Here is a 12239-nt window from a genome sequence, read left to right as displayed (position 1 = left end):
AACTAAAAATAAAAGAGCTTGAAAATAACTACCTACTGGTTGATAATTTTTTGCAGCGATATGAAGGAAGTTTTAAAATGACAAAAAAAGCAGCCCTGTTAAAAGCAGCAGAAAATAAGGTTAGACTTGGTGGCTATAGCAATTTTAGCTTTAGAGAGTTGGCGAATGAAATTGGTATTAAAAGTGCGAGTGTGCATTATCATTTTCCGACCAAAGCTGATTTAGGTGCTGAACTCGCGCATCAATACACTGATGCCTTTATCGCTGTGCTTGGCGAACCGGAGGCACATAAAGCAAACGGTAAAAATCCAATCGATATTTACACGCAATTATTTAGAAATGCGTTAGTGATGGATAAAAAAATGTGTTTATGTGGCTTACTTGGCGCACAAAGTGACAGCCTTCCTGATAAAGTGCGCGATGAAGTAAAACGCTTTTTCATTAAAAATTTAGTCTGGTTAACTCAAGCACATAAAATAAATGGAGAGCTTAATCCTGAACGTGCTGCGATTAAAACAGTGAGTTTATTAGAGGGCGCAATGATGATCAGCAACACCCTTGATGATATTCGCTACTTTGAGCAAGCTACTTTTTAACGGCTAATAGTTTGCCTGAACGGTTAGTGATCAAAAAGTTGATAAAGCTATTAACTAAATTACAACTCGATTAAACATAAAAAAGCGAGCCTTCACAAGGCTCGCTTTTACATTATTAAGATTACGATTTATTAAACTGCACGCACTTTATGCTTTGAATGCACTATCGCTAGTACTATAAAGCCTATTACCGCCACTGCTGCACCAATCGGTTTACCTAAATCACTTGATAAGTTTAACCCTATTGCCGCAGTCATTATGTATGACAAGGTCACTGCTGTAGCGATGACTGCAGGTACACTGGCAATCCAGTGAAATGTTCCACGGTCAAATAAGTACTTGGTCGCAAGCCATAACACACTCGTAGAAAGCAGCATATTTGAGAATGCGAAGTAGCGCCAAATCACAGAGAAATCAAGCTTAGTCATAAAGTAGGCAATCGTTAAAATAGGGATTGCTAGCAATAAACGATTACGCAAACTTTGCGGAATACTAAACGCATCAACCACTGTTAAACGAAGTGAACGAAACGCCGTATCGCCTGAGGTAATTGGGAATACTGCTACTGCAATAATCGCCATAATACCACCAAACACACCTAAATAACTGTTTGCTATATGGTTAACCACCAAACCTGGGCCGCCTAAATCAAGCATTGCTTTCAAACCTGCATAGCCTTCTGGGAAAGCAGCAATACCCGCTAATGCCCATACACAACCAACAATACCTTCACACATCATTGCGCCATAATAAACTGGACGAACGTATTTTTCGTTAGTTAGGCAACGTGCAATAATTGGTGCTTGCGTAGAATGAAAACCACTAATAGCACCACAAGTTATGGTAATAAACAATAACGGCCACGTAGGTAATCCATCTGGATTTGGAGTTAAAAAGTCATGGGCATGATCAGCTTCAAAATACGCTAAAAAATCACCAGCTACCGGTAAATGCGGCGCATTAATTAACAGTGATACAGCAATTGCAACCGTCATCACAATCATTAATAAACCAAAAACAGGGTAAAATTTAGTAATGATTTTATCAATTGGCAGTAAAGTAGCTAAAAAGTAATAAGCCAAAATAGCCAAAACCCAAAAGGTATTATTGGCAAATATAGTATCTTTAAATACGTCTAAGTTACTTAATAATCCAGCGGGGCTCATTATGAATACCACGCCGACAAAAAACAGTAACATCGCCGTAAATATTAACATAAAGCCTTTAAATACAACGTTATAATATTTACCTGCAATTTCTGGTAAGCTTTTGCCATCCTCTTTGATACTCATAACACCTGAGTAAAAGTCGTGTACAGCTCCACCTAATACATTACCGAGTACGATCCAGACCAAAGCAATTGGTCCATATAGAGCACCGAGAATAGGGCCAAATATTGGGCCTACCCCTGCAATATTTAAAAACTGAATTAAAAACGCACGAACAGGATGAATTGCAACATAGTCAACACCTTCGCTAAAACGTTTTTGTGGTGTATCAATGGTGGCGTCCATACCAGCTTGTTTTTCTACAAAGGGACTGTAGAACTTGTAACCTAATATTAAAATAGTCAGGCAGATAAAAAAGATGATCATAAGCACGTTTCTCTTTTTGTAATATAGAGCGCGTTGTCAGTCGCCCCGAATTTCAAACTATGGGTAATCGTTGAACGTTAGCAGAGCCTGTTAAAATCCACAATACGACTATCTGATAATATTATTAGATGTTTGAAGTGCAGAGTTTAACTATCAGGAACAATATAGTAGGCAATAAAAAAGCCTTGCAGGGGAACAGCAAGGCTTGGGACTTCACGGGGAATTATTTAAATGTTAAGTGCACTTATTCAAATGTCACTGTTACGATATTTGAACATACATCTGCTGTAACACAAACTTGGTAATCATAGGCTGGCAAAGTTGCATTACGTAAGAAGTCACGGTGACGGCCGTTATCAGTCGTTGTTCCTACAAACTCACCATTGCGATATACATTAAGTGATTGAGCACCCACTTGCTCCCAGCTAAGATCAACACGCATAGTGTTTAAGCGGGTTTTATTCGCGCGGGTTAAACTCAACGCAATTGCAACATCACTCACAACCACGGTCTGTACTGACGAATCAGTATTACCTTCACTATCGGTTACAGTTAATGTTACTTGGTAGTTACCTGATTGCGCATAAGCGTGAACTGGATTTGCATCTGTTGAAGTTGCACCATCACCAAAGTCCCAGCTCCATTGTGTAATATCGTTATTTGCATCGCTGCTTGAATCCGTAAACGAGACTGTTAAAGCTTGTGCATCATAGTCAAAATCAGCTTGTGGTGGCTGCGGGGTTACCTCACCAATTGCACTAAATGTAAGTGACCAATTATTCAGTGTGCCAGTATCTGCCGCATAGGTATCTTCAACATGTAATACCCAATCACCCGTTGCCACTTCGCCATTAAAATCAGCTAAAGAGTAGCTTTGTACTATATCCTCTGCGCTACCGCCTGACTGACTATGCAATGTAGAACTTGTTCCTCTAGGCGAGGTTAACGTAACGATTAAATCACCAATGTAAGTATGTGAAATATCAATACTCGCTTGAGTTGCAAAAACAGTCAGTGGATCATTTACGGTGATCACAGAATCAACACCGTCAACATTGTTATCGGGGATTGCTACTGCGGTATCATTCGTATAGGTAAAATCATTTAAGCCAACAGGATCAACTAATAAGCTTACTGACTTCTGCTTAGCCAACTCGCCAGAAGATGCATTTACGCTAAAGTCATAGCGCCCCCATTGTGTTGACTCTTGAGTTGGCACACTAAGTATCACCACATCACCAGGCGTTGCAGTGTTTGCTGATAAACTAGCACCAGCTAAATCGCCAATTAATTCAAGGTCTACAACCCCTTGCCACTGGGCAATTGAGCCAATTTCAAATGTATATGTTGCCGTTTCACCGGCAGTGATCTGCTGAGCTGTTGGTGTAACAGATAGTTTAAAGCTTGGTGTAGGGTCTGCCTGCTCAAGAGCTTGATTAGCGTTTAAGCGTTTGCCCGATACGGTCTTCCCTGCCAGTTGTGCATTATCATCGCCACTATCCATAAGCAGCTGTTTAAGCTCACTTGTTGATAAGTCAGGATTGAGTGATAGTACCAAAGCAGCGACACCCGCAACATGCGGTGTGGCCATTGATGTACCAGAGTAAGTGGCATAACCATTACCCGGTACGGTTGATAAAATAGCGCTCCCTGGTGCGCCTAAATCAACACTGGTTAAACCCCACTGTGAAAAGTCTGACATATTATCGTTACGATCAGTGCTGGCCACTGACAACACGCTTTCATGCTCATAATTGGATGGATAATGTGGATTTTGATCATTATCAACGGCGTCATTACCTGCAGCGGCAACAAATAAAATGTCAGCTTGTTCGCTGGCGGTTATCGCATCAGCAAGCGCTTGGCTAAAGCCACCACCGCCCCAACTATTATTTAGTACGCGAACATTTACACCCGCATTTTTCAGACTCACCATATAGTCAATACACTTAATAGCGTCGGATGTAGAGCCACTGCCTGATGCATCTAAGAACTTACAACCAACAATCGCCGCTTCATGATTAACACCCACAACACCATTATTGTTATTACCTGCAGCGCCGATTGTCCCTGAGACATGCGTACCGTGACCTTGGTCATCCATTGGGTCGCCAACATTTGTAATGGCATTAATACCATGGACGTCATCAATGTAGCCATTACCATCATTATCGATGCCATCGCCTGCGATTTCATTCGGGTTTATCCACATATTTGCCGTTAAATCACTATGACTGTGATCTACACCAGTATCGATAACGCCCACAACGACATCTTTGCCACCTGTTGTAATTGACCATGCTTCGAGTGCATCTATATCCGCATCGGCCGTCCCACCAGATTGGCCTTCATTGTGTAACCCCCACAACTTTGAAAAATCAGGGTCATTGGGAGCCGTAGCAATACTCACGCGATAATCTGGCTCAACATATTCAACCGCTGCATGTGTTTGCAGTAATTTAATTGCTTGCTTGGTGCTCATGCCAGTTACTTCAAACTTAGCTAAACGACCAGATAAAATCGACGAATAGTTATCATCAACACCATCTTTATTTAAATCACTCACTTTAGCTTTTACTAAACTGCGGGCTTGACTACGCATTGCCACAGAAGTGCCTTTTTTATACATAACAAGCAATGAGTCTTGAGAAGCTCGTGCTGAAGGCTCTGCAGCAATGGTTGTTACTTGTGCTGCAGCTAAACATGGCAAAATAGCCAAGCTTAAAATAGATAATTTAGTTTTCATATTTTGTATCCATAGTTAGAAATATTAACTTAGCTTTGCTGCTAAGTTTCGCTAACTTCACTACTTTTGAAATATCACTGGCAAGCACCATAAATGACAGAGAAAACCTAAACCAGACAAGAAAAATTCAATAAATTACTAAAAAACCAGTCTTTAACACTGTTTTTAACGGTCAATTTATTAACAACACAATCGTTTTTATGAGTAATTAGCGCTCAGTAGATGCCTTACTCGCCTCATCTTTTATTACCAGATTATTCAACATTCCAAGCTGAATACGGTGGAAAACAAGTAAGCAGTTGAAAAGAAAGTAGATTAAAAATCATAAAAAGAGATGATTTCGAATATTACGTTTACACAATAAAGTTAACCGTCAATTGGTAGCAGTGCGTAAGTAAAAAAGCATTAATTGCATAAAACACAACACTGCATATCAATATAATTCTTCACTCACTTTTGTATGAGTGAGCTTTTTGCTCTTGATATCACAAAACTTAAATCGGCAAGGCATGCCGAACAAACTATGCAGAACATTAAGGTATCCACAACCCATTAATGACTGCTCTAATAATTATAAGTTAAGGAAAAATCATGAAGTTAAATAAATCTTTATTGACATGTGCAATCGCAGTTGCATTAAGTTCAAGCTTTGTTGCACACGCAAATATCGACGATAAAAACCAATCAACCTCTGTATTAGCAAGTCAAGTGTCAACTACTGCGGTAGGCAATGTCCTCACTATTGAACAAACATCATTGCAAGGTATGGGTAACGATGTAATGGTCACGCAACAAGGTGATGGCCTTGAAGCAAACGTAACAAGTTTAGGCGATAACAACAGCATTAATGTTGATCAAAAACAAATTCAAAACTTGTCTTTAACGTACGTAATAGGCGATAACAACACCCTAAGTCACAGCCAAGATGGTGAAGTTAATGGCGCTCTATCAGACATAACAGGCGATGATAACTCAGTCAATGTTGCGCAGTTTGGCACGGGCTTTTTTGGTATTAATAACGAAGCGATTAACGTAGTTCAAGGTGATGCTAACGACATTGCAGTTACTCAGCAAGATGGCGGCCATTGGTTTTATAATTTGGATTTGCAAGGTAATAGCAACAAAATTAGCGCATCTCAAGCAGGCCTTTTAAATGAAGCAACGCTGGCAACTATTAGTGGTGACGAAAACACCATTGAAGTTACTCAAAACGGCTTGTTTAACGCTTTTACACTTACTGAACTCGTTGGTAATACGAATGAAGTAGTAATAGCACAAGAAGGTAATTTCAACGGCGTTACGGTTGCTTCTGTTCGCGGCGATGAAAACAGCTTAGACATCGAACAAGCGGGTGATTCAAATACTGCGACTTTTGCAAGTGTTGAAGGAAACGAAAACACCCTATCAATCGACCAAGAAGGTAATACCAATACCTTCACATCTGAGTTATTTGCCGGTAATGACAATCAAGTTTCGGTTGATCAACAACAAGATAATAATCAAGTTGGGGCTGATGTATTAGGTGATAACAATGAACTCACTGTTATGCAAAATGGCTCAATGAACGAGACCTACTTGGGCACAATTGGCGCTGACAATGAATTCTCAAGCGTTCAAATTGGTAACGAAAACAGCGCTCACATCGCTAATTTTAATGGTCAAGGCAACGACGTTGATTTAGCTCAAGCCGGTGACATGAATACCGCTTTAATTCAATCTTCGTACCCTGACACATCGCTTACTTCAAACGATAATGACATTAATATCAGTCAATTAGGCAGCACAAATGAAGCAACATTAACCTTTGCAAGTGTGCTAAATAGTAATAACAATAGCGTTGATTTTAGCCAAAGTGGCGATCTGAATGCGATTGATTTAGTTATGGAAGGCAGCAACCATTCTATTGATATTTCGCAGCAAGGCGATATGAATATGGTAGCAGGTATCGATACGGGTGCATTTATCGTTGGTGGTGACAACATCAACTTCACAGTCACACAAGTAGGCAATGGCAACTTAGTTGAAGGTGCTATTACCGCTTCTAACACTTCAGTCGTGATCACCCAAGTGGGCGATTACAACACAGCAACTGTGACCCAAGAATAAGGATATTGGGGGGCACGTCCCCCCATATTAAACATGACATTAGTTAGAACGCTTATTACCGCGCTAAGCCTGCTTTTTTTAACTACCTTTAGCCACTTATCTCAAGGCGCTGACGAATTAGAAATAGATGGCCTAGTGCTCGATCGCAGCATTAGTCGCTTTGGTCACCAGTTTTATTTTGAATTTTCAAACCTTTGGCGCGACCTACCCTCAACCGCTGGTTTTAATATAGAAATAAAAGAGACCGTATTTCCTCGGGCTGGCACAAAACTGACCTTAGTAATGAATAATCAAATTGTATATGTAACCTATTTAGGGCGTCGCTTGGAGCCTATTGATGAGCGTGTAGAACACGCTTTATACAGTGTTATGGATGCGATGGCGCGCTCTAATTTACATAAAGCTTCGCCCGATATGGCAAAAAATGGATGGTAAAATGGCCCCCGACTCAAGAAAATATATAACAACAACTATAATGATATTACTCCCCTTATCGGTATCTGCAACAGAGCTTGTGTATACCCCCATTAATCCAAGTTTCGGAGGTAGTCCACTCAATGCCAGTATGCTATTAAATAAAGCGCAAGCGCAAAATAAACATAAAGCACCAATAATTGAACAAAGCTACGCTGAGAAATTTCAAGATTCTCTAGAACGTACCTACTTAAACCGCATGGTAAGAGAGATCACTGATATTGCCTTTGGTGAAGATATAGATGAAAGTATTTTTAACCAAGATTCAATTTTTTTAAGTGGTGATTACGAAATTCAAGTGATCACCAGTACCGTAGATTCAATTACAGTGCGAATAACCAACACCACTGACAACAGTGTCGTGGTCATTGAAGTACCGAGGTTTAGCTAAATGAAAGCGCTATTTATTGCAGTACTTACCCTGGCATTATCCGCATGCAGTAGCATGGGCAATTTGATCCCACCTTCGCAACAGTTGGCCGCAAGTTTAACCCCCACTGAAACCTTTAAAGCACTTCAACAGTTACCAACACCTGCTGGCAGTATCGCCGTATCGGTATATTCTTTTCGTGATCAAACGGGCCAATATAAACCGCAAGGCAATGTTAGTTCATTTTCAACCGCCGTCACTCAAGGGGCTAATTCCATCTTAATACAAGCGCTACACGAATCTGATTGGTTTATTCCGGTTGAACGTGAAGGTTTGCAAAATATTCTGACTGAAAGAAAAATTATTCGTGCCGCCCAAGCCGAACAGCCAAATGCTGTTGAATTACCACCACTGACCACCGCTAAAATCATTTTAGAAGGCGGTATAATTAGCTACGACACCAATGTAAAAACCGGTGGTTTTGGCATGGAATATTTTGGCATCGGCGCGTCAGAACTCTACCGCGAAGATGCTATCTCTATTTACTTACGTGCCGTAGACGTGCGTACTGGGCAAGTATTATTGTCCGTAGCCACCAGCAAAAAAGTGCTCAGCCAAGAAATGCGCGCAGGGTTTTTCCGTTATGTTAGTTATAAACGTTTAGCCGAAGCCGAAGCGGGTTTTAGTGATAACGAACCGATGAGTATTTGCGTAACCCAAGCAATTGAAAAAGCCCTCAGTGATCTAGTCATCAAAGGCATTGATAAAGGCATATGGGCAACAAAGCGTAGTTGATAATTAACGTCTATCAACGCTGGCATAACGATTCTGATTTCTGGTTAGCTTATTCTATAGCTAACCATGAGATACAAAAATAGCAATAACAGGTGTTATATCTGTATACCAGCACCGATATAGCACCAATCAAAAACCAACGTAATGTATGAAGAGTATTAGGGCTGCAATTACCGATTGAGTATTATATAAACAAAGGTTATGCGTACTCTCTGATCTGTTTGGCAAAAGCAGCGAGCTCACTGTCGTCGGCTCTTTCACAATAGTGAGAATATAAATTTCAAAAACATACCTGTTCTCCCCTCCCTCTAGCGCAGAGTCTAAAATAAGAGCAACTTTTTAGTGGCTACAATCAGCTTTGCAAGTACTTCATCAGATTGCGCAAAAGCATAACGACTAAGGTGCTGCTTAGGAATAACCACAGTTGCTCCTTTTGTATTTGGATAGATAGTCAGAAATACTAAATGCTTTCATCCTCCCAAACAGGGTCACAAGGTGCTTTACCTGAAACAATATCACAAAATATGCAGTTACTGATGCTCCATCCTACTGGTTATAATTGGGTGCATATTATGGTTGATCTGTTAGTCATGCAACGGTAATCGTACCGCCATATATCGCTGTGCCCAATTAGATAGCTCAATACGATTTCGTGAATTTGTTTTTTTAAATGCGCTATAAAGGTGTGTTTTTACGGTGTGATCACTGATATTTAACCGCTCTGCGATACTATGGTTATTCGCACCTTGCGCAAGTAAATAAACCACTGATTTTTCTCGTTTAGTCAGGCTTTTTAACACTTGATGTTCACTACCAGCATCACTGCTAGGTTGATGATCATAATGACTTACCATCGCGAGCACTTCATTAAATGTAGAAGAAATAATCTTGCGACTGAACCAGAGCTCATCATTAATGATCCGCATTAATCCGGTAAATACGTCCTCAGGAAGGTCATTGTTATAAAAGACTCCCTTAAAATTATTAAGTAACAAGTTTTTTTCACAAATAGCGTCAGAATGCGCATTAAACACAATCACAGGTTTCACTTTGGCTAAGGCTAATAAGTCTGCTGGTATTAAGTTTTGCCAATTGCAGCCGCTGCTATCAATTAAGAAAAGATCAAACTCATTGCGGTTGTCATTATGGGGTAGACTGTCGTCCATTTTTACTTTACTAAAAAATGCATCTAACGTTTTAATTAAGTATGGATAACACTGCGAACGGACAGGCATTTTAAAAACGGTTTTGATAAATACTGAGGTTGGTTGAATCATTGCATCTCGTCCTTGAAACATTTTGTTTACAATACCTAAAACAACTCCAATGTTCAACCTATTTCACTCAAATCTATTGATTTATAAAGAGAATAAAAAATTTAGACGTCTAGATGCTTGACTATCAAGCACCTTTTAACTAATCCATTTTAGCTATAAAAATGATTTAAATCAAAACTTTATTATTAACTTATGGTTTGATTAAATAATAAAATCGTGAGGTTATAAACCAAAGCCTTGCTGCACTTTGTACTCGCCAGCTCTAGCCTATTTAAAGCCCAATAAAAACTGTACTTTTTTAGAGTAGACAGTGGTCAGTATTAAAAGTACTTTCTAGCACCAGTGAGCATTTGTGGCTATCCCATAGCAGGGAAGTCTCATTGAGGGATGTAATCTTCCTCGTTTTAAAAAGTCACTCATAAGCTTATTATTACAAAGCCAGCAACGACTAAAATCTCAACCATAATCACACGCGGTTCTAATATTTCTATAGTAACTAGCTCGTTGGTGCTCAGGATGTAATTAGGCATACTTTAAATCTTCACGCAATGATTCTGGCCTCTGTGATCCTTTGCTTAGCTGGAAGCTTGGTTGATACGAATGTAAAAATGCTACGTTACTAATTCTGTTAATTTCGCTCTTGTGAGTAGTTTAACGCGAAAGTAAGAGCCACATGCCAATGGTCCTAAAACAAGACGTTTCAGTATCTGTTTATTAAATGTCGGTAGCCAAGGAGTAGATATTTACTTTATTTGCTTCAAACTTGGTGGTAATGTAAATGGAATGTGACTATATGCAGTGCACCATCGTTTTTACGGTGTTGCTAATGATGAAAATGTTCAACAAAAAGATTTAGACTTTAACGCATTGTTTTAAACTATTTCTAAAGGCACTGCAGGTAATTGGAACACCGTATCAAATGATTTTAACAGCGATATAATTTTATCTTTGCTGTTGATTTGATGAGTACAAGTTTATGCATTGTTTATAATGAAGCGAAAAAACACCACATTGAATTGCAAAATGACAACCATAACTGACGAGTTTTATAATAAATTTAAATAAAGTGGCAAAAAAATAGGATACATCAAGCCAAATTCCACACTAAAAAAATAACTATTAACTATCGAGGGAATGATGAGAAAAACCTAATTATTTATTCTGCAATACTTATGCTGTGTGCGTGTGGGGTCGACTCCCACATCAGAAGCAGCCATCCCTGCTGGAAATGGCACTAGTGAGCCAATAAAATCAACGGATAATTTACCAATCCCCAATAACAGAGAATTAAGTAATTATAATATTCTAATTATTGGTAATAGCCATGTAGCCGGTATTGAATCTTTACTAACAGAAATATTTTCTCATGGTGACGCCAATAAAACGGTAAATATTGACACTCGCAATGGAGCATTTCTCGACACGATCGTTAATAACGAAAGCATTATTGAAACAATACAAAATAAACAATGGACCCATGTTATTTTACAAGGGCAAAAATACTCTCAAAGCCAGTCGGAATTTTATCCTATCGATGCCACTGTAACTTGGATACAACGAGCAAAAGCGATAGGTGCCACGCCAATTCTTTTTCCTGAACATCCACTGGCAGGAAAGCCACAAGATGCAATTTACGTACACGGTATTCATGTAGATATTGCTAAAGAGCAACATAGTTGTGTGGCCCCTGTAGGGTTAGCATGGAATCAAGCCTTCGAAATATCGCCTGAGTTAACCATTCATCAGGCTGACGGGAATCATGCAACAATGTTAGGTAAGTTGCTTTCCTCATTGGTGTTGTATGAAACCATAACAGGGAAGTCAGCCGATTTATTAACGTTTAGCGATACCTTACCAGGAGATGCAATAACACAAGCATTATTTGGCCAGGTAGCATCACAAGCGATTATTGACAATATCCCCTGTAATTTTTAAAACCTTAGCTACATCATGCTTTTATACTATTGAAAAGTATGAATATAGCTGGCCGTAACCATGTATATACTCATGAAAAGCTTTTATTTCACGCTAAAAAGAGAGCAGCAACATCGCTAAATATCTTTGCTTAATTGGCTGATAACAATCACTCTTAGCTGTTTTGTAGGAGTGTATTAGCAGACGATTACTCTCTCCTTTAAACCGCTATTCCATGTTCTGTATAAGGAACAAACTTATAATGACACCTATCTTCAATGCTAATAACAAAGATGGGGGTTATATTGCATCTGATTTATCAAAAGAATGAAAATTTAGATGTCTGATGCATAACGACTAAACAAT

Annotated in this window: 9 protein-coding genes; 6 read left to right on the top strand and 3 right to left on the bottom strand. The window is 39.3% G+C overall.

Annotated features, from left to right (window positions below):
• Positions 1–77: 77 nt before the first annotated feature.
• Positions 78–596 (top strand): TetR/AcrR family transcriptional regulator, encoded by a 519-nt coding sequence (locus P4S61_RS19605; RefSeq protein WP_145234516.1) that lies wholly within the window; start codon positions 78–80, stop codon positions 594–596.
• 131 nt (positions 597–727) lie between these two features.
• On the opposite strand, the gene P4S61_RS19600 is transcribed toward P4S61_RS19605, so the two are convergent.
• Positions 728–2191 (bottom strand): carbon starvation CstA family protein, encoded by a 1464-nt coding sequence (locus P4S61_RS19600; RefSeq protein ID WP_145234518.1) that lies wholly within the window; start codon positions 2189–2191, stop codon positions 728–730.
• 244 nt (positions 2192–2435) lie between these two features.
• Entirely contained in the window at positions 2436–4937 is a 2502-nt protein-coding gene (locus tag P4S61_RS19595; protein WP_182757475.1) for a S8 family serine peptidase, read from the bottom strand.
• 591 nt (positions 4938–5528) lie between these two features.
• On the opposite strand from P4S61_RS19595, the gene P4S61_RS19590 reads away from it, so the two are divergent.
• The 4 genes from P4S61_RS19590 to P4S61_RS19575 are packed head-to-tail and all read left to right on the top strand — an operon-like array spanning position 5529 to position 8682.
• Positions 5529–7043, top strand: a complete 1515-nt coding sequence (locus tag P4S61_RS19590) for a curlin (protein WP_337119026.1) — start codon at positions 5529–5531, stop codon at positions 7041–7043.
• A gap of 33 nt (positions 7044–7076) precedes the next feature.
• A complete protein-coding gene (locus P4S61_RS19585; protein WP_337119025.1) occupies positions 7077–7478 on the top strand; it encodes a curli production assembly/transport protein CsgE in 402 nt (133 codons plus the stop codon).
• The gene (locus P4S61_RS19580) at positions 7468–7908 is read left to right on the top strand and encodes a curli assembly protein CsgF (RefSeq protein WP_145234528.1); all 441 of its coding nucleotides are present in this window, start codon (positions 7468–7470) and stop codon (positions 7906–7908) included. Before P4S61_RS19585 ends, P4S61_RS19580 begins: the two co-directional genes overlap by 11 nt.
• Positions 7909–8682 (top strand): CsgG/HfaB family protein, encoded by a 774-nt coding sequence (locus tag P4S61_RS19575; RefSeq protein ID WP_145234530.1) that lies wholly within the window; start codon positions 7909–7911, stop codon positions 8680–8682.
• A gap of 584 nt (positions 8683–9266) precedes the next feature.
• Here the strand turns inward: P4S61_RS19575 and P4S61_RS19565 are convergent.
• Complete coding sequence (locus P4S61_RS19565; protein WP_145234532.1) at positions 9267–9959, bottom strand: response regulator transcription factor; 693 nt, start codon at positions 9957–9959, stop codon at positions 9267–9269.
• Between the two features lie 1185 nt (positions 9960–11144).
• On the opposite strand from P4S61_RS19565, the gene P4S61_RS19560 reads away from it, so the two are divergent.
• A complete protein-coding gene (locus P4S61_RS19560; protein WP_337119024.1) occupies positions 11145–11894 on the top strand; it encodes a hypothetical protein in 750 nt (249 codons plus the stop codon).
• Positions 11895–12239: the final 345 nt, after the last annotated feature.

It is taken from the genome of Pseudoalteromonas sp. B160, assembly GCF_037162485.1.
GTDB classification, from domain to species: Bacteria; Pseudomonadota; Gammaproteobacteria; order Enterobacterales; family Alteromonadaceae; genus Pseudoalteromonas; species Pseudoalteromonas rhizosphaerae.
Note: the sequence above shows the minus strand (reverse complement) of the source record. Positions and strands in the feature narration are given on the sequence as shown.

What these genes read in the sequence shown, in the direction of transcription:
- P4S61_RS19590 (WP_337119026.1), top strand. Translation starts at nt 5,529, where the DNA reads ATGAAGTTAAATAAATCTTTATTGACATGTGCAATCGCAGTTGCATTA.
- P4S61_RS19600 (WP_145234518.1), bottom strand. Translation starts at nt 2,191, where the DNA reads ATGATCATCTTTTTTATCTGCCTGACTATTTTAATATTAGGTTACAAG.
- P4S61_RS19585 (WP_337119025.1), top strand. Translation starts at nt 7,077, where the DNA reads ATGACATTAGTTAGAACGCTTATTACCGCGCTAAGCCTGCTTTTTTTA.
- P4S61_RS19565 (WP_145234532.1), bottom strand. Translation starts at nt 9,959, where the DNA reads ATGATTCAACCAACCTCAGTATTTATCAAAACCGTTTTTAAAATGCCT.
- P4S61_RS19605 (WP_145234516.1), top strand. Translation starts at nt 78, where the DNA reads ATGACAAAAAAAGCAGCCCTGTTAAAAGCAGCAGAAAATAAGGTTAGA.
- P4S61_RS19595 (WP_182757475.1), bottom strand. Translation starts at nt 4,937, where the DNA reads ATGAAAACTAAATTATCTATTTTAAGCTTGGCTATTTTGCCATGTTTA.
- P4S61_RS19575 (WP_145234530.1), top strand. Translation starts at nt 7,909, where the DNA reads ATGAAAGCGCTATTTATTGCAGTACTTACCCTGGCATTATCCGCATGC.
- P4S61_RS19580 (WP_145234528.1), top strand. Translation starts at nt 7,468, where the DNA reads ATGGATGGTAAAATGGCCCCCGACTCAAGAAAATATATAACAACAACT.